At 67.4% G+C, this 24,854-nt stretch carries 21 protein-coding genes; 17 read left to right on the top strand and 4 right to left on the bottom strand.

Going from position 1 to position 24,854, the window contains the following annotated elements; translation table 11 throughout:
- Positions 1–10 precede the first annotated feature (10 nt).
- The 5 genes from V6M56_RS12665 to V6M56_RS12645 are packed head-to-tail and all read left to right on the top strand — an operon-like array spanning position 11 to position 6,904.
- Positions 11–976, top strand: coding sequence for an NAD-dependent epimerase/dehydratase family protein (locus V6M56_RS12665; protein WP_332684188.1), 966 nt, complete (start codon positions 11–13; stop codon positions 974–976).
- Entirely contained in the window at positions 973–2,217 is a 1,245-nt protein-coding gene (locus V6M56_RS12660; RefSeq protein WP_332684187.1) for a glycosyltransferase family 4 protein, read from the top strand. Before V6M56_RS12665 ends, V6M56_RS12660 begins: the two co-directional genes overlap by 4 nt.
- Positions 2,218–2,228: 11 nt before the next feature.
- Positions 2,229–4,469: an NAD-dependent epimerase/dehydratase family protein gene (locus V6M56_RS12655; protein WP_332684186.1), complete on the top strand. Its 2,241-nt coding sequence runs from the start codon at positions 2,229–2,231 to the stop codon at positions 4,467–4,469.
- Positions 4,470–4,473: 4 nt separating this feature from the next.
- Positions 4,474–5,700 carry an MATE family efflux transporter gene (locus tag V6M56_RS12650; protein ID WP_332684184.1) on the top strand — a complete coding sequence of 409 codons (1,227 nt, stop codon included), beginning with the start codon at positions 4,474–4,476 and terminating at the stop codon, positions 5,698–5,700.
- Complete coding sequence (locus tag V6M56_RS12645) at positions 5,678–6,904, top strand: glycosyltransferase (protein ID WP_332684183.1); 1,227 nt, start codon at positions 5,678–5,680, stop codon at positions 6,902–6,904. The genes V6M56_RS12650 and V6M56_RS12645 overlap by 23 nt, the downstream gene beginning before the upstream one ends.
- Positions 6,905–7,154: 250 nt before the next feature.
- Here the strand turns inward: V6M56_RS12645 and V6M56_RS12640 are convergent, their stop codons facing one another.
- Positions 7,155–7,622 carry a response regulator transcription factor gene (locus V6M56_RS12640; protein ID WP_332684181.1) on the bottom strand — a complete coding sequence of 156 codons (468 nt, stop codon included), beginning with the start codon at positions 7,620–7,622 and terminating at the stop codon, positions 7,155–7,157.
- A gap of 961 nt (positions 7,623–8,583) precedes the next feature.
- Here V6M56_RS12640 and V6M56_RS12635 point away from each other — a divergent pair.
- The 4 genes from V6M56_RS12635 (at position 8,584) to V6M56_RS12620 (ending at position 14,973) form a co-directional block, all read left to right on the top strand.
- The gene (locus V6M56_RS12635; protein ID WP_332684180.1) at positions 8,584–10,239 is read left to right on the top strand and encodes an acetolactate synthase large subunit; all 1,656 of its coding nucleotides are present in this window, start codon (positions 8,584–8,586) and stop codon (positions 10,237–10,239) included.
- 216 nt (positions 10,240–10,455) lie between these two features.
- On the top strand, positions 10,456–11,838 hold the full coding sequence (locus V6M56_RS12630; RefSeq protein WP_332684178.1) for an aldehyde dehydrogenase family protein: 1,383 nt from the start codon (positions 10,456–10,458) through the stop codon (positions 11,836–11,838).
- Positions 11,839–11,914: 76 nt separating this feature from the next.
- Positions 11,915–13,939 carry an FAD-binding monooxygenase gene (locus tag V6M56_RS12625; RefSeq protein WP_332684177.1) on the top strand — a complete coding sequence of 675 codons (2,025 nt, stop codon included), beginning with the start codon at positions 11,915–11,917 and terminating at the stop codon, positions 13,937–13,939.
- The gene (locus V6M56_RS12620) at positions 13,936–14,973 is read left to right on the top strand and encodes a threonine aldolase family protein (RefSeq protein WP_332684175.1); all 1,038 of its coding nucleotides are present in this window, start codon (positions 13,936–13,938) and stop codon (positions 14,971–14,973) included. Before V6M56_RS12625 ends, V6M56_RS12620 begins: the two co-directional genes overlap by 4 nt.
- A 110-nt stretch (positions 14,974–15,083) precedes the next feature.
- On the opposite strand, the gene V6M56_RS12615 is transcribed toward V6M56_RS12620, so the two are convergent.
- On the bottom strand, positions 15,084–15,491 hold the full coding sequence (locus tag V6M56_RS12615; protein WP_332684174.1) for a DUF983 domain-containing protein: 408 nt from the start codon (positions 15,489–15,491) through the stop codon (positions 15,084–15,086).
- A gap of 121 nt (positions 15,492–15,612) precedes the next feature.
- Positions 15,613–16,995, bottom strand: a complete 1,383-nt coding sequence (locus V6M56_RS12610; RefSeq protein ID WP_332684173.1) for an aminotransferase-like domain-containing protein — start codon at positions 16,993–16,995, stop codon at positions 15,613–15,615.
- A gap of 230 nt (positions 16,996–17,225) precedes the next feature.
- Here V6M56_RS12610 and V6M56_RS12605 point away from each other — a divergent pair, with 230 nt between their 5' ends.
- Positions 17,226–17,645 carry a group III truncated hemoglobin gene (locus tag V6M56_RS12605; RefSeq protein ID WP_332684171.1) on the top strand — a complete coding sequence of 140 codons (420 nt, stop codon included), beginning with the start codon at positions 17,226–17,228 and terminating at the stop codon, positions 17,643–17,645.
- Positions 17,646–17,792: 147 nt separating this feature from the next.
- A complete protein-coding gene (locus V6M56_RS12600) occupies positions 17,793–18,299 on the top strand; it encodes an RrF2 family transcriptional regulator (RefSeq protein ID WP_332684170.1) in 507 nt (168 codons plus the stop codon).
- 103 nt (positions 18,300–18,402) lie between these two features.
- On the opposite strand, the gene V6M56_RS12595 is transcribed toward V6M56_RS12600, so the two are convergent.
- Positions 18,403–18,648 carry a helix-turn-helix transcriptional regulator gene (locus V6M56_RS12595; RefSeq protein WP_332684169.1) on the bottom strand — a complete coding sequence of 82 codons (246 nt, stop codon included), beginning with the start codon at positions 18,646–18,648 and terminating at the stop codon, positions 18,403–18,405.
- 103 nt (positions 18,649–18,751) lie between these two features.
- On the opposite strand from V6M56_RS12595, the gene V6M56_RS12590 reads away from it, so the two are divergent.
- The 6 genes from V6M56_RS12590 to mnhG are packed head-to-tail and all read left to right on the top strand — an operon-like array spanning position 18,752 to position 24,767.
- A complete protein-coding gene (locus V6M56_RS12590; RefSeq protein ID WP_332684168.1) occupies positions 18,752–21,673 on the top strand; it encodes a monovalent cation/H+ antiporter subunit A in 2,922 nt (973 codons plus the stop codon).
- Positions 21,673–22,017: a Na+/H+ antiporter subunit C gene (locus tag V6M56_RS12585; protein WP_332684166.1), complete on the top strand. Its 345-nt coding sequence runs from the start codon at positions 21,673–21,675 to the stop codon at positions 22,015–22,017. The genes V6M56_RS12590 and V6M56_RS12585 overlap by 1 nt, the downstream gene beginning before the upstream one ends.
- Positions 22,014–23,654: a monovalent cation/H+ antiporter subunit D gene (locus tag V6M56_RS12580; RefSeq protein WP_332684164.1), complete on the top strand. Its 1,641-nt coding sequence runs from the start codon at positions 22,014–22,016 to the stop codon at positions 23,652–23,654. Before V6M56_RS12585 ends, V6M56_RS12580 begins: the two co-directional genes overlap by 4 nt.
- Positions 23,651–24,136 carry a Na+/H+ antiporter subunit E gene (locus V6M56_RS12575; protein WP_332684163.1) on the top strand — a complete coding sequence of 162 codons (486 nt, stop codon included), beginning with the start codon at positions 23,651–23,653 and terminating at the stop codon, positions 24,134–24,136. The genes V6M56_RS12580 and V6M56_RS12575 overlap by 4 nt, the downstream gene beginning before the upstream one ends.
- The gene (locus tag V6M56_RS12570) at positions 24,133–24,414 is read left to right on the top strand and encodes a K+/H+ antiporter subunit F (protein ID WP_332684161.1); all 282 of its coding nucleotides are present in this window, start codon (positions 24,133–24,135) and stop codon (positions 24,412–24,414) included. The genes V6M56_RS12575 and V6M56_RS12570 overlap by 4 nt, the downstream gene beginning before the upstream one ends.
- Positions 24,411–24,767, top strand: a complete 357-nt coding sequence (gene mnhG / locus V6M56_RS12565; RefSeq protein ID WP_332684159.1) for a monovalent cation/H(+) antiporter subunit G — start codon at positions 24,411–24,413, stop codon at positions 24,765–24,767. The genes V6M56_RS12570 and mnhG overlap by 4 nt, the downstream gene beginning before the upstream one ends.
- Positions 24,768–24,854: the final 87 nt, after the last annotated feature.

Below are 24,854 nucleotides of genomic sequence, written 5' to 3'. Positions count from 1 at the left end.
GGAGGCGATCTTGGGCCTGCGCGATCGAATCATCATCACCGGCGGAAACGGCTATGTCGGCCGCCAATTGACCCGCCAGCTCTACGAGCGGCACGATGTCTGCGTCGTCGACAATCTCCGTTACGGCGAGATCCGTTTCACGCCGGCCGATCTCCAACGCATCCGCTTCGAGCGGCTGGACATCGCCGACGAACTGGCGATGTCACGGCTTACCCGGGAGTTCCGCCCGGATGTCATCGTCCATCTGGCCGCGGTCCACTACATCCCGGAATGCGAAAACGATCCGATGCTCGCGCTGCGGACCAATCTGCTCGGCCTCGCCAGCGTCCTGCTGGCGGCGCAGCCGGGCACGCGCTTCGTCTATGCGAGCAGCGGCGCCGTCTACAAGCCGGACCTCGCCCCGCATTGCGAAGGCTCCGCGGCGCTCGAGCCGAACGACATCTACGGGCTGAGCAAGCTGCATGGCGAGCACTATGTCCGCTATCTGGCGCAGCAGCGCTCGCTCTCCGCCGTCATCGTGCGGCTGTTCAACGTGGTCGGCCCGGGCGAGACCAATCCGCATCTGCTGCCCGAGATCGTCGCGCAGCTCAAGGCCGGCCGCCGGGTGGTCCGCCTCGGCAATCTCTGGCCGAAGCGCGACTACATCCATGTCGAGGATGCGGCGCGCGGCTTCGCCACGATCGCAACCGCCAGGCGCCTCCAGCCGGAGAGCACGGTCACGGTCAATCTCGGCACGTCGCAGCCCTACTCGGTCGAGGAGATCCTTCACAAGCTGCGCGCCATCGCCGAGATCGAGTTCGAGCTGGAGCAGGATGGCAGCCGGGTCCGGCCTGTCGATCGTCCGTTCCTCGCCGCCGACACCACGCAGATCCGCCGGCATTTCGGCTGGACCCCGGCCCTCACCATCGACGACGCGCTGCGCGACCTGTGGCGCGCACCCGATCTGGCCAGCGCCCTGGTGGAGAAATATCAATGATCAAGGTTCTCGCCGCGATCGTGGCGCCGCCGCATCTGAGCGTCAGCGGCGCCGGCCGGGCAGCCGAGCAACTCAGCTTCGCGCTCGCCAGGCATTGCGACATCACCGTCGCCAGCATGATGGGCGCGCAGACGCGGGAAGCCGAAGCACCCGGAATCCGCCGCGCGCCGGTCGCGGTGAGGCTGCCGCCGCTCCTGCCCTGGCAGCGCGTCCCGAACCGCTACCGCACCCTGTTCTACAGCTCCGACATCCCGGACAGAATCCGCTCCGGCGATTTCGACCTCGTGCACCTGCACAACCCGATGCCGGCCCTGGAAATGGCGCGGATCGCCCGCGCCTGCCGCAGCGCCAACGTCCCCTATGTGGTCTCCACCCACGGCTTCAACGAGATCGCCAACGGCGCCCGCATCTATGGCTTCGGCCGCCTGCGCCGCCTGGTCTGGCAGGCGCTGGTGACGCGGCCGGTGCAACAGGCGGTCCGCGGGGCGGCGGCCGTGCTGGGCCTGTCGCCGGCGGACCGCGAGATCGTCGGTGCGATGGGTTTTGCCGGCAGTTTCGCGGTGGTGCCGAATGGCGTCTCCCTGCCCGGCCCGTTCGATCCCAGCCAGGATTTTGCCGCCTGCGCCCGGCTCGGCGTGCCCGGGCGCCGGGCCGGCGAGATGACCTGCATGTTCCTGGCGAACCATACGCCGAACAAGGGCCTGCCCGTCCTGCTCGAGGCCTTCGACGGGCTGACCTGCCCCTATACGCTGATCGTCGGCGGCGAGAAGCGCGCCGAGATCGATTACGCCCTGGCTGCCCTGACGCGCCGGGCCGATCAGCGGATCATCGTGACCGGGCGCCTGTCCGACCGCGAGGTGCAGGCGCTGTTTCGCCGTTCCGACCTCTTCGTCTTCCCGACCCTGGCCGACACCTTTCCGCTCGTGGTGCTGGAAGCGATGTCGCATGGCGTGCCGGTGCTGGCCTCGCGCGTCGGCGGCATCCCCCACCAGCTCGATCCGGGCAGCGGCCAGCTGGTCGAGGCCGGCGATGTGCGCCAGCTCCGGGAGGCCCTCGCCGCCCTGGCATGCCGCCGCGACCGGCTCGCAAAGATGGGCGAGCGCGCCAGGGCCCGGGTCGCCCAGCATTTCACCTGGGACAACGCGGCCGAGCGCGCGCTCGCCGAATACGAACGTGCGCTCGACGCGCGCGCAACGGCGCCGGCGCGAACGCTCCTGTCCGCGCTCCACACGGTCCATTGAGGAATACGAGCATGAGCCCTGGCACCCCCCAGCGCCTCGCCATCATCGGCTGCGGCGCTGTCGTCGACCACCATATCCTGCCCGCGCTGCGCCGCATCGGCTGGCTGCCTTCAGTGCTGGTCGACCGCTCGCCCGAGCGGCTGGCCCTGCTCGCCGGCAAGCTCGGCCGACATGGCCGCGAGATCGTCCGCGTCGCCGACTGGCACGAGGCGGCCGACCGTTTCGACGCCGCCATCGTCGCCGTCCCCCATGTCTTCCACGGCCCGATCGGCACGGAACTGCTCGCGGCGGGCAAGCATCTCTTCATGGAGAAGCCCCTCGCGGTGACGCTGGCGCAATGCGAAACGATGGTGCGGGAAGCCGAGGCGCGCCGGCTGACGCTCAGGGTCGGGCTGCTGCGGCGCTATCTGCATGGCGCGCGCTGGCTCAAGGCGCTGCTCGATTCCGGCACGCTGGGCACGATCCGCAGCTTCAGCATCCGCGAGGGCTTCGTCTTCAACTGGGCCACCAGCTCCGACGCGCTGCTGCGGCGCGAACTGGCCGCCGGCGGCGTGCTGATGGATACCGGCGTCCATACGCTCGACCTGCTGCTCTGGTGGCTGGGGGACGTCGCCGAGTTGAGCTATCGCGATGACGCGGCGCAGGGCGTCGAGGCCGATTGCCTGCTCGACTGCCGGATGGCCTCGGGCGCGACCGGAACGGTCGAGCTCAGCCGTACCCGCGATCTGCGCGATACGATCCAGATCCATGGCAGTGCCGGCTTCGTCGAGCTGCATGTCTCGAAGAACCTCGTCCTGGCCGGCTCGCCCAATGCCCTGGCCTTCCGCTTCGAGGGACGATCGGCGGCAGATCTTCCGCTGCAGCTCTTTCCCGCGCTGTTCGACAGCGAGCTCCGCGATTTCGCCCGCAGCGTCGCCGGCGAGACCGCGGCCGGCGTGACCGGGGTCGAAGGGACGCGCGCGGTCGCGCTGATCGAGCGCTGCTATGCCAGCCGCGAGCCGCTGGTCCTGGACTGGCGCGCCGACGCGGCCGCCGACCGGGACGACAGCCCCCGCCTGCCGGCGGGAAGCACGGCGCTGATCACCGGCGCGGCGGGTTTCATCGGCGGAAGGCTGGCCGAGCGGCTGGTCGAGCAGGGCGTCAAGGTGCGCTGCCTCGTGCGCAGCTTCGGGCAGGCCACGCGCCTCGCCCGGCTGCCGGTCGAGATCATCAACGGCGCGCTCGGCGAGGCCGGGGCTACGGCCAGCGCGCTCGAGGGCGTCGATTACGTCTTCCACTGCGCCTATGACCACCGCTCGCGCAAGGCCAATCTCGATGGGCTGGAGCAGTTGCTGGCCGGCGCGGCCCGGCACAAGGCCAAGGGCTTCGTCTATCTCAGCAGCTTCTCCGTCTACGAGCCGTTTCCGGACGGGGAGCTGACCGAGCAGACCCGCGACGGCGACGTCTCCTGGCCCTATGCCCGCAACAAGCTCGACCTCGAGGCGCGCACGCTGAAGGCCGCCCGCGAGGAAGGGATTCCCGCCAGCATCGTCCAGCCGACCGTCGTCTACGGCCCGTTCTCGCGGCCCTGGGCGGACGCGCCGGCGCAGATGCTGATCACCGGCGAGGTCGTCCTGCCCGATGCGGGCGAGGGCATCTGCAACGCGCTCTACATCGAGGACCTGATCGACGCCCTGCTGCTCGCCGCGCAACGCCGCGAAGCGGTGGGAGAGCGCTTCATCATCTCCGGACCCGAGCCGGTGAGCTGGGGCAAGTTCTTCGCCTCGATCGCCCAGGCCCTCCAGGTCGCGCCGCCGGTCCACTGGCCGAGCGCGCGGATCGAAGGCGAGAACAGCGGCGTGGTTCGCGACATCAAGGCCGTGCTGGCCAACCCGAAGCGCCTGGTCCAGATCATCGTCCGCTGGCCGCCGGCGCGCCAGGCCCTGCAGGCAGGCTATGACGCCTTGCCCGCCGGCCTCCACAAGCTCGTCACCCAGGCCTATTTCGGCGGCGGCGGCGGGCGCCGCTTCGGCATGCGCCACCTGCCCGATCCACGCATCCTCGCGCTCTACCAGGCCCAGGCACTGGCCAGCAACGACAAGGCGATGCGCCTGCTCGGCTACCGGCCGCGCCATGGCTTCGCGGAAGGGATGGCGATCACCGGCGCCTATCTGCGCTGGGCCTATGGCGATCTCTGCCGCGCCGGCGAAGCTGCGCGCAGCCATGCAGCTTCGCCCCCCGCAACGCCGGCAAAGCTGGCCAAGGCGAGCTAGGCCCTTGCTGCGCCACGCCTCCTGGACGCTGCTGGATCAAGGCGTGGTCAGCCTTGGCGCATTTCTGCTGAACATCACGCTGGCGCGCCACATCGCGCCGGTCGAGTACGGGATCTTCGCGCTGATCTTCGGCATCCTGCTGCTGGTCCAGCTCTCGATCAGCTCGGTGATCTTCTATCCGATGTCGATCCGCATCGCGCAGCTGCCCGAAGACGGGCGCGCGGTCCTTGCCGGACGCAGCCTCTGCCTGCTGCCGCTGTTGTTGCTGCCGCTGCTGCTGCTCGTCGCCTCCGGGCTCGTCGCGCTGGGCCGCTCCGACCTTGCGGGCCCGGTCTGCCTCTATCTCGTGGCCTGGCAGGGACAGGAAGCCCTGCGACGCGTGCTGTTCGGCGAGTTCCGCCACCGGGACGCGCTCGCCGGGGACGGCATCGCCTATCTCGGCGCCCCCCTCGGCGTGCTGCTCCTGCTCCGGCATGGAACGCTGGCGCTCCCGGAGGTCTTCACCTGCATGGCGGCCGCGTCGGCGATCGCGATGCTGGTCACCTGCCGGCAGGTGCGGGCCGATATCCCGCCTTTGGCTTCGCTGCGGCCGACATTTTTGGAATTCTGGTCGCTCGGGCGCTGGTCACTGGCCAATAATTTCGTCGGGGCCCTGCGAATCCAGCTCTTTCTCTGGGGGCTGACCGCGATGTTCGGCGCCGCAGCGACCGCCGCCTTCCAGGCCGCGCTCAACGTGGTCAACCTCGCCAACCCGGTCCTGCTGGGGCTGTGCAACGTCATTCCCCAGGCGGCCGCCCGCAAATCCGGGGAGGGCTTCCGTGCAGCCTGGAAGGCGGCACGGGACTACGCCCTGGTCGGCACGCTGCTGCTCCTGCCCTGCTATGTCGCGCTGCTGAGCGCGCCGGGGTTCGTCCTGCTTCTGCTCTACGGACCCGATTCGGCCTATCTGGGCCTGATCCTGCCGATCCGCATTCTCGCGGTCAGCTGGCTCCTCGGCTACTGCGCCGACATGATCTGCTCCTTCATGCACGGCGTCGATGCCGCCCGGCTGGCGCTCCTCGTCAGCACCGCGGGAACGCTCGCCGCCGCCGCGCTGTTCCTGCCGCTGACGCAGCGCTACGGGCTGGCCGGCGGCTGCGCGGCGCTCGGCGGCTCCAATCTGGTTCGACTGCTGATCGCACACTGGTTCCTGACGAGGATGATCGCCCATGGCCGACCTTCTGTCGCCTGAGGCGTCGGGCATGGCGCCGCCGGCGCCGGCCCGCGCCAGTCTCGAGATTCGTCATGTCGTCATCGACGATGCCGGGCCGCACCCCTCGGCCGCCAACGGCGTCCACCATGTCGTGCGCCGCATGGCGCGCGAGCAGATCGCCGCCGGCGACAATGCGAAAATCCTCTTCCTGCGCAGCCCGGACCAGGACGGCGGTGGCGAGGCGGTCGACCTGCCGACGCTGATCCTCCCGCTCGACGGGCCACGTCTCGCCGGGCGGGTCTTCACCCTGGCCGAGCCGATCGTCGCGGCCATGGCAGCGGGGGCCGGCCCCGCCACGATCTTCCACATCCATACCGCACGCCAGTTGCTGCTGCCCTCGCTGGCGCGGGCGCTGAGCCGGCGCGGGCTCCCCTTCGGCGTCACCGTTCACGGCCGCTATTCCCATGTCTTCGAATCGAATGGGCGCATCGCGAACTGGCGAACGGCGGCCTATCTGCGATTGGTCGAACGCCGGGCGCTCGTGCAGGCGCGCTTCGTCCAGGCGGTTTCGGTGGCGGAGGCGAAGATCATCGCTCGACTGGCGCCCGGCGCGCGGGTTCGCGTCGTCCCCAACGCCGCCTATTCCAGCCTGCTCGACGGCACTCCGCCGCGACCGGAGCGTGTCGTCGGCTTCGCGAAGTTTCCGGTCTTCGGCTTCTGCGGCCGCTACGAGATCCTGCACAAGGGGCTCGACCTGCTCGTCGAGGGCTTCGCCGCCTATCGCCGGGAAGGCGGCCGCGGCCGCCTCGTCCTCATCGGGACCGGCCCGGCGCGGGACGTGCTCACAGCCATGGCGACGACGCTGGGCGTGGCGGATGCGATCGAAATCCAGGGGCCCTGCTTCGGCGAGGAGAAGCGCCGGAAGATGGCCGAGTGGCACTTCTTCGTGCAACCCTCGCGCTTCGACGGGGTGCCGATCGCGGCGCTGGAAGCGGCGCTGGCCGGGCTTCCGCTGGTGGTTTCGCAGGAAACCGGGCTTGCGGGACAGGTCGCCAGCGCCAATGCCGGCATCGTCATGCACAGCTTGACGGCGTGCGCGGTCGCGGAAGCTTTTCACAAGGCTTCCCTGCTCTCCGAACAGGGCTGGCGGCACACGGCGCTGGGAGCCTATGCGATGGCCATCCAGATCGGAGACTGGACGCCGATCGCCGCGCAGCTCCGGGAACTCTACCTGGCGAAGTGAGCCTGAAGTTCCTCAGCGGAGGTTCCTGCTAGAGCCGGGTGCTTTCAGATGGAATCGCGAAGCGCTTCCATCTGAAAGCACCCGGCTCTTATCAAAAGCTTAGAGCAGGATTCTTGCGAAAAGCCGGTTCCCACTTTTTCGCATCCTGCTCTAGATCGCCGCGCGTCCGCCCGGACGTGGAAACGGCGATCTATCCTTTTATCGTCGCGTCGGAGTCTTCCGAAAACGGATTTCACTTTCGGTCCGATGCTCAGAGGGCCGCGGCGATCGCGCCGCCGCCATTGACGAACCCGCTCATTTCGACGGGCGGTGCCGCTTCGAGATGGCTGACCGCCCAGATCGCCGCCTGGGTCCGGTTCTGAACCCGGATCTTGCGCAGGATCGCCTTGATGTGAACCTTGACCGTCGCCTCGCCGATCTGCAGGCGACGGGCGATCACCTTGTTTGAATCGCCCTGGATCAGGCATTTGAGGATCTGCGTCTCGCGGGTGGACAGACCACGGCCCGAATGCGAGGACGGCGGAGAATAGGCGATCACTTCCTTCTCGACCTGGATTTCGACGCCATGCTCCTTCCCGATCTCCATCAGCACATCCGCCGGAAACAGACTCTCCCCGAGCATTACAAGCTCAAGGGACTTCACAAGGGTCACAAAATTAATTCTTTTAAGCAAATATGCGCAGACAGAAAGCCTGAAAGCCATCTGAACTTGCTGCATGTTATAGTCATCGGATAGTATCACTATTTTTGCAAACGGATATTTCTCTCTAAAGCTCCTGATATTTCTTTCCATAGCCTCATAATCATCGCTTATACAAATAATGATGAGCGATATATTATCAAGCTTACTATAATCGCGAACAAAGTTTTCGAAATCATGCGTAGATGCTACGATATCGAACCCCCTGTTCCCCAGTATCTCTCGTACGCCCTCGGAAAAAAGAGCACATCGGTCGATGAAAGCAGTTCTTACCCCACTCATGGAACGCCCCTCTTACTACCGCATCTCAAACTCCGCATGTATTAACATCTACTATACTATTTTATAATTACCGAAAAATATCCCCCTCGAAGGCTTCTGACAAGTCTGCCCTGCCCCGAACACGAATAATTGATTAAAATATTAATATTCAGCGCTGCAAGATTGAATTAATATGCAGCGTCAACCTTGGTACTCAGATTGAATACGAATCACGGTATGAAAATCTTAACGCCTCGACCCTCAAATCAAACCCCAAGTAAATCAGGCATACTTGTCACCTAAAAATCGTCATCATCCTTGGCATGTTGCCATGAATTGGTAAAAATCTACCACAAATTATAGGACAATTTATATATATTTTACAAATTGAAATTCAACACGCTCCATCGAGGAGTCGCGCAGCCAATACATTGTGCGCGTCAGGAGGGGTACCTCCGATGAGCAGCCGGCGTCGGCGACAGGCGGAATCCTCGATCCCTCCGAAAACCCTGCCAGACCAGGTTCTTCCGGGCTACGACGAATGGGGAAAGCAATCTGACAGCTTCCGGGCAGCTCCCCGCAAATGCTTCGTCATTGCCATCCGACTGCTCCCCGCGACCGGCGCAGGCTCCCCCTGACCGCGCCGCGCTTTTCCGGCGCCGCGCAAGCGCCTAGCCTCGGCTCGAAGAGGCGATGCGACTGGGAAAGGCTGCGGGCGATGAAGAAGGGATCCGACCTCCTGGTTGCGGCGCTCGAGAACGAGGGCGTCGACCGCATCTTCGGCGTGCCCGGCGAAGAAAACCTCGATGTCGTCGAATCGCTGCGAAAGTCGAAGATCGAGCTGATCCTGACCCGGCACGAGCAGGCCGCCGCCTTCATGGCCGCGACCCATGGCAGGCTGACCGGCCGGCCCGGCGTCTGCATCGCGACACTGGGACCCGGCGCGTTGAACTTCTCGACCGGCGCCGCTTACGCCCATCTCGGCGCCATGCCGATGATCCTGATCACCGGCCAGAAGCCGATCATGAGCGCCAAGCAGGCGCGCTTCCAGATCGTCGACGTCGTCGCCTCGATGAAGCCGCTGACCAAGATGACGCGGCAGATCGTCAGCGCCGCCAGCATTCCTTCCGTGGTGCGCGATGCCTTCCGCGTCGCGATGGAGGAGCGGCCGGGTCCCGTCCATCTCGAACTGCCGGAGGATATCGCGGCCGAGGAGATCGAGGAGGTTCCGCTGATCCCGGTGCACCCGCTGGAGCGGCCGATCGCCGATCCGGCGGCGCTCGACCGGGCAGCGGCGCTGATCCTCGCCGCCAAGCACCCGCTCGTCATGATCGGCGCCGCCGGCAACCGGCCGCGCCTCGTCGAGGTGCTGTCGGCCTTCGTAAGCCGCACCCGCCTGCCCTTCTTCAACACCCAGATGGGCAAGGGCGCGGTCACCGGCGGCTCCAATCTCTATATGGGCACCGCCGCGCTCTCCGAGGGCGACTATGTCCACCGCGCGGTCGACCAGGCCGACCTGGTCCTCTCGATCGGCCATGACACGGTCGAGAAGCCGCCCTTCCTGATGAAGAGCGCCGGCGGGCCGAAGGTGATCCATGTCGGCTATCAATCGGCGAGCGTAGAGCAGGTCTACCATCCCGACGCCGAGGTGATCGGCGATATCGGCACGACCGTCAGCGCACTCGCCGAACGGCTCGGCGGCAAGCTCGAGGCCGATCCGGCGTTGCTGGAGCTGCGCCAGAAGATCCTGACGCATATCAACGACCGCGCCGAGGAGGACCGCTTCCCGCCGACGCCGCAGCGTATCGTCCACGACGTCCGCAAGGTCATGCCGGAGGACGGCATCGTCTGTCTCGACAACGGCATGTACAAGATCTGGTTCGCGCGGAACTACCGCACCCATGTCGCCAACACGCTGCTGCTCGACAATGCACTGGCGACGATGGGCGCAGGCCTGCCCTCGGCGATGATGGCGGCGATGCTCAATCCCGGCCGCCGGGTGATGGCGGTCTGCGGCGATGGCGGCTTCATGATGAATTCGCAGGAGATGGAGACCGCCGTCCGGCTGGGCTTGAACCTCGTCGTGGTGATCCTGAACGACAGCGCCTATGGCATGATCCGCTGGAAGCAGGCGGTCGACGGCTTCCCCGATTACGGCATGACCTTCGGCAACCCGGATTTCGTCGCCTATGCGCGGGCCTATGGTGCCAAGGGCTCGCGGGTCGGCGCGGTCGAGGAACTGGCGCCGATGCTGGAGGCCGCCTTCGCGGGCGGCGGCGTCCATCTCGTCGAGGTGCCGATCGACTATTCCGAGAATACCCGCGTGCTGGTCGAGGAACTGCGCAACCGCAGGCCCGATGTCGAATGCGCCTGAGTCAGTTTCGCGTCCCGGGAACCGATCGTCATTCCGGCCGCAGCCCTCGGGTCCGGCCTTTGGCCAGCCCAAGGATAAACTCCGCGGAGCGCCGGAATCCATCGTAGTGCCCCGGCGTTCTATGATGGATTCCGAGCGACGCGGCTTCGCCGCTTGTCCGGCATGACGCTGTGGTTCCCCGGGAAAGCAACGTGCTCGGATACTGAGGAGGAAACGATGCTGCAAGTCGTACAGGCCTATGACCGGGCGCCGGTCGAGAAGATCGCGACCGATGACGCTGCGGCGCTCGAAGCCAAGCTGAAGGCGGCGGAAAAGGTCTTCCGCGACCGCGACGGCTGGCTGAAGCCGCATGAGCGGATGGCGATCCTGCGCCGGCTCGCCGCCCTGCTCGACGGCAAGCGCGAGCATTTTGCCCGCCAGATCGCCCGCGAGGGCGGCAAGCCGCTGGCGGATGCGATCGTCGAGACCACCCGCGCCATCGACGGCGTCCACAACGCCGCCGACGAACTGCGCAATCTCGCCGGGCGCGAAATCCCGATGGGGCTGTCGGCGGCCGCGGCCGGGCGCTGGGCCTTCACCACAAGGGAACCGATCGGCATCGTCGCGGCGATCTCGGCCTTCAACCACCCGCTCAACCTGATCGTGCACCAGGTCGCACCGGCGATCGCGACCGGCTGCCCGGTCATCGTCAAGCCGGCCGGGACGACGCCGCTATGCTGCCGCGACTTCGTCGCGCTGGTGCACGAGGCCGGGCTTCCCGAGGCCTGGTGCCAGACGCTCATTCCCGAGACGACCGAGCTCGCCGAGAAGCTCGCGACCGACAGGCGCATCGCCTTCCTCAGCTTCATCGGCTCGGCCAAGGTCGGCTGGTACCTGCATTCGAAGCTCAGCCATGGCGCCCGCTCGGCGCTGGAGCATGGCGGCGTGGCGCCGGCGATCGTCGACCGCAGCGCCGATCTCGACAGGATCATCGAGCCGATGGTCAAGGGCGGCTACTACCATGCCGGCCAGGTCTGCGTGTCGACACAGCGCATCTTCGTCCACCAGGAGATCGCGAGCGCATTCACCGAGCGGCTGGTCGCACGCGTCAGGAAGCTCAAGGTCGGCGACCCGACCCTGAAGGAGACCGAAATCGGCCCGCTGATCCAGCCGCGCGAGGCCGACCGGGTCGCCGAATGGATCGATGAAGCGGTCAAGGGCGGCGCGAAGCTCGCGACCGGCGGCAAGCGGCTCTCGGAGACGACGCTGGAACCGGCCGTATTGCTCGACCCGAAAGCCGACGCAAAGGTCTCGCAGCTCGAGATATTCGGACCCGTGGTCTGCGTCTACCCCTATGCGAAGCTCGACGAGGCGATCGCCCGGGCGAACGCCTTGCCGGTCGCCTTCCAGGCCAGCGTCTTCGCGCAGGACATCGACGTCGCGCTGCGCGCCGCCGAGCGGCTCGACGCCTCCGCCGTGATGGTCAACGACCCGACCACCTTCCGGACCGACTGGATGCCCTTCGCCGGACGGCGCGAATCCGGCTACGGCACGGGCGGCATCCCCTACACCATGCGCGACATGACGCAGGAGAAGATGATCCTGCTCAACCGGCGCTGATCGAAGACCCTATCGACGACGCGGCGGCTATGGTCAGCTGCCTTCCAGCTCCTTGTCCTGATTCAGTGGGTGCAGCATGCAGTTCCATCTCAACGGATTCCGAACCGGGAATCCGGCGGTGGCCCAGGCTTCCGATCGCGATCCGGCATTCTCGCGCCCGGATTCCCTCCCCGATGAAGTCGACGTCCTGATCATCGGCTGCGGCCCGGCCGGCCTGACCCTCGCCGCCCAACTGGCGGCCTTTCCCGAGATCAGGACGCGCATCGTCGATCAGAAGGATGGCCCGCTGCAGATGGGCCAGGCCGACGGAATCGCCTGTCGGACGATGGAGATGTTTCACGCCTTCGGCTTTGCCGAACAGGTGCTGAAGGAAGCCTACTGGGTCAACGAGACCTCGTTCTGGAAGCCGCATGCCGTCGAAAGGGAACGCATCGTTCGACATGGGCGGGTCCAGGATGTCGAGGACGGCCTGTCGGAGTTCCCCCATGTCATCCTGAGCCAGGCGCGGGTGCACGACTTCTATCTCGAAGCCATGCGCAATGCGCCGAGCCGGCTCGAGCCGCATTATGCGCGGCGCCTGCTCGATCTCGCGACCGAGCCGGGGGCGGGCTCATCCCACCCGGTCACGGCGCGGCTGGAGCGCCTCGACCCATCCCATGCCGGCCAGATCGAGATGGTCAAGGCTCGCTATGTCGTCGGCTGCGACGGCGCGCGCAGCGTCGTGCGGAAATCGATCGGGCGCTCGCTGCATGGCGACGCTGCCAATCACGCCTGGGGCGTCATGGACGTGCTGGCCGTGACCGACTTTCCCGACATCCGGCTGAAGGCGCTGATCCAGTCCGCGAACGAGGGCACGATCGTGCTCATTCCGCGCGAGGGCGGCTACCTCGTCCGGATCTATGTCGAGCTCGACAAGCTGAACGAGAACGAGCGCGTCGGCAGCCGGAACATCACCATCGAATACCTGATCGCCGCGGTGCAGCGCATCCTGCATCCCTATGCGATCGAGGTGAAGGAGGTCGCCTGGTGGTCGGTCTACGAGATCGGCCAGCGTCTCTGCGAGAAGTTCGACGACGTGCCGGAAGAGCAGGTCGCGGAACGCCTGCCGCGCATCTTCATCGCCGGCGATGCCTGCCACACGCATAGTCCGAAGGCCGGGCAGGGTATGAACGTGTCGATGCAGGACAGCTTCAATCTCGGCTGGAAACTGGCATCCGTCCTGCAAGGCAGCAGCCCCCCGGAGCTGCTGCATACCTATTCGGCAGAACGCCAGTCCATCGCCGGGGAGCTAATCGATTTCGACCGCGAATGGGCCAAGATGCTCAGCGCGCCGCTGAAAGCCGCCGATGATCCCAGCAGCGAAGGTGTCGAGCCCGCCGAGGTGCAGGACTACTTCGTCAAGCACGGACGTTATACGGCGGGAACGGCGACACGCTATGCGCCGTCGCTCCTCACCGGCGATTCCTCACATCAGCAACTCGCCAGGGGTTTTGCGGTAGGCGCCCGCTTCCACTCCGCACCGGTCATCCGCCTGGCGGATGCAAGGCCCGTCCATCTCGGGCATGTGGCGAAGGCCGATGGCCGCTGGCGCCTTTTCGCCTTCGCCGGTGCCGAGGACCAGGCCTCGCCCACAGGCCGGATCGGCGCCCTGTGCGATTTCCTCGCCGAATCCAGCCATTCGCCGGCCAGGAAATACACGCGACAGCACGACGACATCGACGCGCTGGTCGATATCCGCGCCATCCTCCAGCGTGGCCATCGCGATCTCGACCTTCCGAGCATGCACGCGCTGCTCCTTCCCAGAAAGGGGCGCCACGGCCTGCGCGATTACGAGAAGGTCTTCTGCCCCGACCTTTCCGGCGGTCAGGACATCTTCGACCTGCGCGGCATCGACCGGGAGGCGGGCTGCCTGATCGTCGTTCGGCCGGATCAGTACGTCGCGCAGGTCCTGCCTCTGGACGCGCATGATCGGATCAGCGCGTTCTTCGACAGCTTCATGATCCCGCCAACCGAGATCGCGCGCCAGCCGGGGCCGGGCTCGGCGAACCAGGTCCAGCCAGCCAGCCCCAGCCGGGCCCTTTCCGAAAAGGCCGAACCATGACGACCGCCTTCCTCGACTTCTACAGCGACACCAAGACCAGGCCGACGCCCGCCATGCGCGCGGCGATGATGGCGGCCGAGGTCGGCGACGAGCAGAAGAACGAGGATCCGACGGTGACGCGGCTCTGCGAGCGCGTCGCCGAGATGCTCGGGCAGGAGGAGGCGGTGCTGCTGCCTTCGGGGACGATGTGCAACGAGATCGCGCTCGCCGTGCATTGCCGGCCGGGCGACGAGGTGCTCTGCGACCAGTCCAGCCATATCGTCAATTCGGAGGGCGGCGGCCCGGCCGCGCTCGCCGGCGTGATGCTCAGGGGGCTGAACGGCGAGCGCGGCATCTTCTGCGCCAGGGACGTCACCGGCGCGATCCGGCCGGAGAGCCGCTACATGCCGCGTTCGCGGCTGCTCTGCGTCGAGCAGACCTCGAATTTCGGCGGCGGCTCGGTCTGGCCGCTCGAGACGGTGCGGGAAGTCGTGGCGGCGGCGCGCGCCGGCGGCCTCTCCGCCCATCTCGACGGGGCAAGGCTGTTCAACGCCGTCGTCGCCTCCGGCGTCAGCGCCCGCGACTATGCGGAGGATTTCGATTCCGCCTGGATCGACCTGACCAAGGGTCTCGGCGGGCCGGTCGGCGCGGTGCTGGCCGGATCACGGGACTTCATCCAGGAGGCCTGGCGGCTCAAGCAGCGGCTCGGCGGCGCGATGCGGCAATCCGGCTTCCTGGCGGCGGCCGGGCTCTACGCCCTCGACCATCATGTCGAACGGCTGGCCGAGGACCACGCCAATGCCAAAGCGCTCGCCGCCGGGCTGGCGCAACTGCCCGGCATCAAGCTCGCCGACGACAGGATCGAGACCAATATCGTCTTCTTCGACGTCGCCGAAGCCGGCTATGACGCGCTCGATTTTGTGGCGGCGGCCAAGGCCAAGGGTCTGGGCGCCGGCGCGTTCGGGCCGACTACCGTCAGGATGATCACGCATCTCGACGTCAGCGCCGGCGATGTCGAGCGCGCGATCGAGATCATCGCCTCGCTGCGGAAATGATGCGCCTTTGGATCGCCGCGCGTCCTACCGGACGCGCAGTGGCGATCTATCTCTTTGTTGTAGCATCGGATTCTTCCGAAAAGCGGGATTCCACTTTTCGGTCCGATGCTCTAGCGGCGCACGGGCAACTCGACGGGGCGCGGCGCGACGGCGAGCCGGCCCTCCTCGGCCTTGAAGAAGAACTGCGACGCCACGAGCCAGCCCTTGAGCGGTCGCAAAGGCGGGATGCAGGTCAGCAGGACGATCGGCAGCGTCGTCACCAGATGCACCCAGACCGACGCCTCATAGGCGAGCTCGAGCCAGAGCGCGAAGGACAGCGCCGGGATGCAGACGAACATCATGACGAAGAAGGCCGGGCCGTCGGCCGGATCGGCGAAGCCATAGTCGAGGCCGCAGGCCTCGCAGCGCGGCTTCAGCGTCAGGAAGCCGTCGAACAGCTTGCCCTCGCCGCAGCGCGGGCAGCGCCCGCGCAGTCCGGTCTTGAACGGCGACAGCTTGGGCCAATCGCGAGTAGCCATGTTCCCCTCCGGGGCGAGCGTGCAAATCTCTATCGGCAATGACCGTACCATAGCAGTCATTGCCGATATTGTATGCACTCAATCTCGCCTCAGAGAGACTTGCGACCCTATGCCTCACCGATCAGAGGAAGGTCGAGCTGACCTCCGGGGGGTGTCCAAGGGCGTGGGCCATGAACTCCAGGGCGCCGCGGATGGCGTCGCGGCCCTGCGGTCCACCCAGGCAGACCCGCACCGCCTCGGGCGGGTTGCCATCGGCGGCGAAGGCATCGCTGGCGACGACGCCGATGCCGGTGGACTGCATGTGGCCGGCGAAGGCCGAGCGCGTCCAGGGAGCCGGGAGCTCGAGCCAGAGGTTGAAGCTCAACGGATCGGCACGATAGCTGCCGGGCGCCAGGATCTCCGCCGCGAGCCTCTGCCGGGCGGCGGTCTCAGTGCGGAGGAAGCGCAGGATCGCGTCGGCGGTACCGTCCTCGATCCAGTGCGTCGCGATCGCCGCCGTCAGCGGCGAGGCCATGACGCTCGCGGCGCGCAAGGCCGCGGCGAAGGGCCAGCCGGAGCGCGCATCCGGCGCCACGACATAGGCGATGCGCAGGCCGGCACCGATGCATTTGGACAGGCCGGCGACATGCCAGGTCAGTTCCGGGGCGATCGCGGCCAGAGGCGGCGGCGGGGCGGCGGGGACGAAGCCATAGGCGTCGTCCTCGATGATCGCGATGCGATGGCGCCGGGCGATTGCCGCAAGTTCGGCACGCCGCGCTTCCGGCACCGTCAGGGTCGTCGGATTGTGCAGGACCGGGTTGAGATACAGCGCCTTGGGCTGCAGCGTCCGGCAGGCTTCGTCGAAGGCCCCGGGCTCGACACCGTCGCCATCCATGGCGAGCCCGACCAGCCGGATACCAAGCTGGGCCGCGATCAAGCGGATGCCGGGATAGCTCAGCGCCTCCGCCAGGACGACATCGCCCGGCCGGGCCAGAACACTTAGAATGCCGAGCAGCGCCGAATGGGCTCCCGGCACCACGAACAGGCGCTCGGGTGCGGGCGCAAGCCCGCGCCGGGCAAGCCAGGACGCTGCCGCCGCCTTGTCGGATCGCGAGCCGCCGAAGCCCTGATAGCGCAGCAGCGCGACCAGATCGGCGCTGACCTCGGCAACCCCCTCGCGCATCCGCGCGAGCAGGGCCGGATCGTCGGGCTCGGGGGGCAGGTTCATCGAGAGATCGGCCAGTGCCGGCACCCCGCCGCGCGCCGTACTCTGCTGGCGGAGCGGCGCCTTGACGAAAGTCCCCTGGCCGACGCGCGAGGCCACCAGGCCACGGCGCTGGGCCTCGACATAGCCGCGCGCCACGGTGGTGAAATCCATCGCCAGCCTGGCGGCCAGCTGGCGCTGCGGCGGCAGCCGGTCCCCGGCCGAAAGCCGGCCATTGCCGATGTCCTCGGCGATCGCTTCGGCGATCGCCAGATAGCGCGGCTTGTCGCTGCGCGTCAGGTCGGGCGTCCAGTCAACCATTCGCTTCGCACTCGCTCCGGCACGAAAAAGGCGGCTCGGGAATTGACTGTATATTGTTGCACGGACGCGCTGTCACGTCACCCTGCCCACCGCCATACGAAACAAGATTCGGCCACGATGACCGGCTGCCCCGGCGTTCGCCGGCGCTTGGCAGCGACGGGGTGGATTTACAGCGCCGTTCCGTCGATCTATAAAAGATGCATCTATAATGCATCTTAAGGATTATCGCCTTGACCCCGGCCCTGCCGCAGGAAGTCTCCGAACCGCTGGTCGCGCAGATCGTCTACGCCTTCTATGACCGCGTCCGGCAGGATGGCTTGCTCGGGCCGATCTTCGAGGCGCGCATCGGCAATTGGGACGCCCATCTCGCCACCATGGTCGACTTCTGGTCGTCGCTAACCCTGATGAGCGGCCGCTATGGCGGCAAACCCCATATCGCGCATCTCGGCCTGGGGCTCTCCCCGGTGCATTTCGAACATTGGCTCGCGCTGTTCGAGGGCGTCGTCGCTGCCCATTGCGCCGGCCCCGCCGCCGCCCTCTTCATCGGACGTGCGAGACGCGTCGCCGACAGCCTGCAGATCGGCCTGAACATCGGCGACAAGGCCCTGCATCTGCCGAGCCGGCCGAGCCTTCCGGCCGGCTCCGCCTAGAGCACGCGCCGCGCGATCGGCAGCAGCGCTGGCAGCCGTCGGCGCAGACTTTGTCCGGGGCGCCCCGGCGGTTGCGAAAGATGCGGCTCGCCTGCATCTTTCGGAGCCGCCCAGCTGCCGCTGCTCACGAACCCGTCGGAAGCCGCAATGCGTTTGACGAACTTCTCCGACTATTCGCTGCGCCTCCTGATGTATGCGGCGACGCGCGACGGCAAGCTGGTCACCATCGAGGAGACCGCTGCCGCTTACGGCATTTCCCGGGCGCATCTGATGAAGGTCGCGAACCTGCTGGTGCATGCGGGGTTCCTGAAGTCCATTCGTGGACGCACCGGCGGCCTGGCGCTGGCGATGCCGCCGCGCGAGATCGGAGTCGGCGCGGTGCTGCGCGCGACGGAGCCGGATTTTGCCCTGGTCGAGTGCTTCGGCGCCGATAATCGCTGCCTGGTGACGCCGCGCTGCCGTCTGCGCGGCGTCCTCAACGAGGCGCTGAACGCCTTCGTCATGACGCTCGACCGCTATACGCTGGCCGACCTTGCCCTCAGGCCCGAGGATTTCGGCATCGCGCCGCCCATCGAGGCCGTGCCGAAGCCAAACCCGCAAAAGCCACACCCGCAGAAGCCAAGCCGGCGAAAGCCGCCGCAGGACGCCATCTGACGGGCGCGGGCCAAGGCTTCTTGCTGCGGCGGATCTTCGCAGCCGAGGCCGGGGCCGGCGCGGTCACCATACGTGCCCGGGACGCGCGTTCAGGCAGCTTATTTCAGATCCGTTCCTGGGTCCGGCGCAGCCGCACGCCCGGCCCCTCGCGATTGCCGGGCAGGAAGCGGACCCCGGCCTGCTCGAAGGCGGCGAGGACCAGAGCCTCCGATGCGCGCTGGAGTTCGTGACGCTCGCGCTCGAAATCGCGCACCGTGCTGCGCGAGACACCGGCAGAAGCGGCGAGCCGGTCCTGGGTCCAGTTGAGCAGCCCGCGCGCGGCGCGACACAGTTCAGGACGTAGATTCATGGCGTTAGCCCATTGCCTTCGGCGACCCGAGTCAACCATAATGGACGGATTCGGGCAAGGCTGGAGTTTGCGGCAGTCCAACTGAGAGGATCCCCCGTCGATCATGCCGGACGATGCCCTACTGCTCAGCCTGATCGTCGCCCTGCCGTTCATCGGCAGTCTTTTCGCTGCAGTCCTGCCGAGCAATGCCCGCAATGCCGAGGCCTGGCTGGCCGGCATCGTCACGGTGTGCATCCTTGTCATCGCCACGGTGCTGTGGCCGACCGTCGCCGAGCCCGCGGTGCTGCGGACGCAGTTCGAATGGCTGCCGGAATACGGTCTCAACTTCGTCCTGCGGCTCGACGGGCTGGCCTGGAGCTTCGTCGTCCTGATCGCCGGGATCGGGCTGCTCGTCGTCCTCTATGCGCGCTACTACATGTCGCCGGCCGATCCTGTGCCGCGCTTCTTCTCCTTCCTGCTCGCCTTCATGGGCTCGATGCTGGGCATCGTCCTGAGCGGAAACCTCATCCAGATCGTGCTGTTCTGGGAACTGACCAGCCTGTTCTCCTTCCTGCTGATCGCCTACTGGCATCATAGCCAGAGTGCGCGGGATGGCGCGCGCATCGCCTTGACCGTCACGGCCGCCGGCGGCCTGTGCCTGCTCGCCGGCATGCTGCTGCTCGGCCATATCGTCGGCAGCTACGATCTCGATGTCGTGCTCGCCTCGGGCCAGAAGATCGTCGCCCATCCGCTCTACCTGACGACATTGATCCTGGTCGCGCTCGGGGCCCTGACCAAGAGCGCCCAGTTCCCCTTCCATTTCTGGCTGCCGCGCGCGATGACCGCGCCGACGCCGGTCTCGGCCTATCTGCACTCCGCCACCATGGTGAAGGCTGGCGTCTTCCTGCTGGCGCGGCTCTGGCCGGCGATGGCAGGCCACGAATACTGGTTCTGGGTGCTGGCGCCGATCGGCGTCGCGACGCTGGTGATCGGCGCATTCCTGGCGCTGTTCCAGCAGGATCTGAAGGGGCTGCTGGCCTATTCGACCATCAGCCATCTCGGCCTGATCACCCTGCTGCTCGGTCTCGGCAGCCCGCTCGCGGCCGTCGCCGCGATCTTCCACATCATGAACCATGCGACCTTCAAGGCCTCGCTCTTCATGGCGGCGGGCATCATCGACCATGAGGCGGGCACCCGCGATGTCCGGCGCCTCGGCGGCCTCTACCGCGCCATGCCGATCACGGCGACGCTGGCGATGGTCGCCGCGGCGGCGATGGCGGGCGTGCCGCTGCTCAACGGCTTCCTGTCGAAGGAGATGTTCTTCACCGAGACGATCGAGGAGCATGTCGACACCGCGCTCGACCATGCCCTGCCCTATATCGCCACCGTCGCGGGCATGTTCAGCGTCGCCTATTCGCTGCGCCTGATCCACCAGGTCTTCTTCGGCCCGCCGGCGACCGACCTGCCGCGCAAGCCGCATGACCCGGTCTTCTGGATGCTGCTGCCGGTCGGCCTGCTGGTGCTGATCTGCCTGCTGGTCGGGATCGCGCCGACGCAGACGGTCGGCGGCGTCCTCGCCGTCGCCGTCGAGTCGGTGCTGCGCGGAGAGACGCCGAGCTACAGCCTGGCCGTCTGGCATGGCTTCACGCCGGCCCTGCTGATGAGCTTCGTCGCGCTCGCGGGCGGCATCGTGATCTATCTCTCGATGCTGCGCTATCTGTCGGGCAACATCGAAGGCGCGCCCGTGCTGCGCGAGTTGCAAGGCAAGCGCCTTTTCGAGCGGGCGATCGTGTTCCTGTCCTGGCGCTGGGCCAAGAGCCTGGAGCTGATCGTCAGCACCGCCCGGCTGCAGCCGCAGATGCGGCTCCTGATCGGCGTCGCCATCATGCTCGCGGCATGGAACTCCCTGGGGTGGCCGGTTTCGCTGGATCCGGAGCGAACGCAGCCGCCCGAGCTGGCATTCATGCTGGTCTGGGTCGTCGGAGGGGCCTGCGCGCTCGGCGCCGCCTACCAGGCCAAGTACCATCGCCTCGCTGCCGTCATCCTGACCGGCGGAACCGGCCTGGCGACCTGCCTGACCTTCGCGTGGTTCTCGGCGCCCGATCTCGCCCTGACGCAGCTCCTCGTCGAGATCGTCACCACCGTGCTGCTCCTGCTCGGCCTGCGCTGGCTGCCCAAGCGCATCGAGGGGATCAGCTCCGAATCGGCGTTCTCCGCCCGGCTGCGCCGCTTCCGCGACCTCACCATCGCGGTCGCCGGCGGCGCCGGGCTGGCTGCGCTGTCCTATGCCGTGATGACCTGGCCGCTCGCGGGCAGCATCTCCAGCAACTTCCTCGAGCGCGCCTATAGCGAAGGCGGCGGGCGCAACGTCGTCAACGTCATCCTCGTTGACTTCCGCGGCTTCGACACGCTCGGCGAGATCGCCGTGCTCGGCGTGGTGGCGATCACGGTCTACGCCCTGCTGCGCCGCTTCCGCCCGGCCCGCGACAGCATCGAATTGCCCGAGCAGAAGCAGTTCCAGAACCTCTACGACGCCGACATCCAGGGCAGCGGCAAGGATCCGATCACCGCCCATTACCTGCTGGTGCCCGGCCTCGTCATGCGCCTGCTGTTCCCGGTGATCGCGATGATGGCGGTGTTCCTGTTCATGCGCGGGCATGACCAGCCGGGCGGCGGCTTCGTCGCCGGCCTGGCCTTCGCCATCGCCTTCATCCTGCAATACATGGCCGGCGGGGCGCGCTGGGTCGAAGCCCGGCTGCGCATCCTGCCGATGCGCTGGATCGGGCTGGGCCTGCTCGTCGCTGCCTGCACCGGGGCCGGCGCCTGGCTGTTCGGCCGGCCCTTCCTGACCTCGGCCTTCGCCTATACCGAAGTGCCGCTGCTCGGCAAGCTGCCGCTGGCCAGCGCGCTGTTCTTCGATTTCGGCGTCTTCGCCCTGGTGCTCGGCGCCACCGTCCTGATGCTGATCGCGCTGGCGCACCAGTCGCTGCGGGTCTACCGCGCCACGGCCGCCCGCGCCGCGGCGGCAACCGGCAGGAGCCGCTGATGGAACTCGTGGTCGCCCTCGCCATCGGCGTGCTCGCCGGATCGGGCATCTGGCTTTTGCTGCGGCCGCGCACCTTCCAGGTGATCATCGGCCTCGCGCTGCTCTCCTATGCGGTCAACCTCTTCATCTTCGGGATGGGGCGGCTGCGCGTCGGGGCTCCGCCGGTGCTCGACCCCGCGGCGAACGGAGACATTTCGGCCTATGCCGACCCGCTGCCCCAGGCGCTGGTGCTGACGGCGATCGTCATCGGCTTCGCCACGACCGCCCTCTTCCTCGTCGTCCTGCTGGCCGCGCGCGGGGTGACCCGCAGCGACCATGTCGACGGCCGGGAGGGCGGTTCGTGAACTGGCAGGACCACCTCGTCATCGCGCCGATCGTCCTGCCGCTGGTCGCCGGCGCGACGATGCTGCTGCTGGACGGGCGCAGCCGGACGGTCGCGGCCGTGCTCAACCTCGCCTCGACCTTCGCCCTGCTCGCCATCGCCATCAACCTGGTCATGACCAGCGCCGGGACCGATCCCGCCGCGGCCGTGAAGGTCTATCGCCTCGGCGACTGGCCGGCGCAATTCGGCATCGTGCTGGTCGCCGACCGGCTGTCGAGCCTGATGCTGCTGCTGACGGCGATTCTCGCCTGCTCGGCCCTGGTCTTCTCGCTGGCGCGCTGGCATCGCGCCGGGAGCCATTTCCACCCGCTCTTCCAGTTCCTGCTGATGGGGCTGAACGGCGCCTTCCTGACCGGCGACCTGTTCAACCTCTTCGTCTTCTTCGAGGTGCTGCTCGCCGCCTCCTACGGCCTGGCGCTGCACGGCTCCGGCCCTGCCCGCGTCCGCGCCGGGCTGCACTACATCGCCGTCAACCTCGTGGCTGCGCTGGCCTTCCTGGTCGGCGTCAGCCTGATCTACGGCGCAGCCGGCACGCTCAACATGGCCGACCTTGCCGCCCGGATCCCCGGCCTCCCGGCCCGCGAACGCGCCCTGCTCGAGGTCGGCACGAGCATCCTCGGCGTCGCCTTTCTGGTGAAGGCGGCGACCTGGCCGCTCGGCTTCTGGCTGCCCGGCACCTATGCGGCGGCGAGCGCGCCGGTGGCGGCGCTGTTCTCGGTGATGACCAAGGTCGGCATCTATGCCGTGCTTCGCCTCGGCTTCCTGCTGGCCGGGCCGGAAGTGGCCGCTGGCTCGGCCCAGTTCGGCGGGAGCTGGCTGCTCGCCGGCGGCGTCGCCACGGTCATCTTCGCCATGATCGGCATGCTCGCCGCCCAGGACCTGGCCAAGCTCGCAAGCTTCGGCGTCGTGGTCTCGTCGGGGACCATGCTGGCCGTGATCGGCGCCAATGACCCGGCGATCATCGGCGCGTCGCTCTATTATCTCGTCTCGTCGACCCTGGCGATCGGCGCCTTTTTCCTGCTGGTCGAGCTGATCGAGCGCGGCCGGGCGCCGGCGGACGACGTCCTTGCCGTCACGCTCGAGGCCTATGGCATCGAGGACGAGGAGGAGCCGGGCGAAGACAGCGATGCCGGTGTCGCCGTCCCGGCGATGCTGGGCGTGCTCGGAGCGGCCTTCATCGCCTGTGCGCTGCTTCTCTCCGGCCTGCCGCCGCTTTCCGGCTTCGTCGCCAAATTCGCGATCCTGGCCGGCGCACTCGCCGGGAGCGTCCCGGCGAACGGGAGCGGCGTCCCGCTGGTCGCCTGGACGCTGGTGGCGTTGCTGCTGCTCTCTGGCTTCGTCACGCTGATCGCCATGGTCCGCGCCGGCATCCGTTCCTTCTGGGCGGTGATCGAGCGCGAGGCGCCGCGCGTCCGGGTGATCGAGCTGGCGCCGGTCGCGATCCTGCTCTTCCTGTGCCTGACCCTGACCCTGCAGGCCGGCCCGGCGATGCGCTTCATGCAGGTGACGGCGGCCGGGCTGGACGGATCGCAAGCTTATATCGAACGGGTCCTGGCCGCGCCTGGCGCCGCGCCGGCCGCCGGCGGAGGCAGGCCATGAGCCGCTGGCTGCCCTCTCCCGCGACATCGCTGGGCCTGCTGGCGCTCTGGCTGCTGCTGAACCAGAGCGTTTCGCCGGGGCACCTGCTGCTCGGCGCCATCCTCGGGCTGCTTGGGCCGCTGATCCTCAGGCGGCTGGAGGCGCCGCCGCTGAAGCTTGCTCGGCCGGACGCGATCCTGCGGCTCCTTTGCGCGTTCGGCGCCGATATGGTGCGCTCGAATCTCAAGGTCGCGCGGACGATCCTGCGCGATGATCCCGGGCGGACGCCCGGTTTCACGCGGATTCCGTTGCGGCTGCGCTCGCCCTATGGCCTGGCGGCGCTGGCCTGCATCATCACCGCCACTCCGGGCACGAGCTGGGTCAGCTACGATCCCGCCACCGGCATCCTGGTGATCCATGTGCTCGACCTCAGCGAGGGCGACGATTGGTCCGCGCTCATCGGGTGGCGCTATGAACGGCTGCTGCTGGAGATTTTCGAATGAGCGCCGCGATCCTCGCCTTCGCCCTGATCACCGGCCAGATCCTGCTGGCTCTCGCCATGGTCGCCGCCTCCTATCGCATCCTGCGCGGGCCGCGCGCACAGGACCGCGTCCTGGGCATGGACGCGCTCTACCTCAACGCGATGCTGCTGCTGCTGGTTTTCGGCATCGGCTCCGGCACGACGCTGTATTTCGAGGCGGCGCTGGCGATCGGCCTGCTCGGCTTCGTCGCGACGGTCGCGATGGCGAAGTTCCTGATGCGCGGGGAGGTGATCGAATGATCACGCTCCACGACCTGCCCGCCTGGGCGGCGGTGCTGACCGCCCTGCTGATCCTCGCCGGCTCGAGCCTCGCGCTGATCGGCTCGCTCGGCCTGCTGCGCTTCAAGAGCTTCTACGAGCGCGTGCATGCCCCGACGCTCGGCGCGACGCTGGGCATGGCCTGCATCCTCCTCGCCTCGATCCTGTACTTCTCGATCGGCCAGACGCGCCCGGTGGTGCACGAGATCCTGATCGGGCTCTTCGTGACGGTCACCACGCCGGTCACCCTGCTGCTGCTGGTGCAGACGACGCTCTACCGGGACCGGCAGGAAGGCCGCGACCCGCTGGGCGAAGGAAGCGGCCAGGATTGCTAGAGCACGCGTGATCCGATCAGGTTGATTCAACCTGATCGGATCACGCTCTGGCTCTGGAGCAAGGCGCTCCTGACGAGCTTGCGCCCG

The sequence above is a fragment of the Allobosea sp. genome, from assembly GCF_036675845.1.
Taxonomy (GTDB): domain Bacteria; phylum Pseudomonadota; class Alphaproteobacteria; order Rhizobiales; family Beijerinckiaceae; genus Allobosea.
The sequence above is the reverse complement of the archived record's forward strand: the minus strand, read 5'-3'. Positions and strand labels throughout refer to the sequence as shown.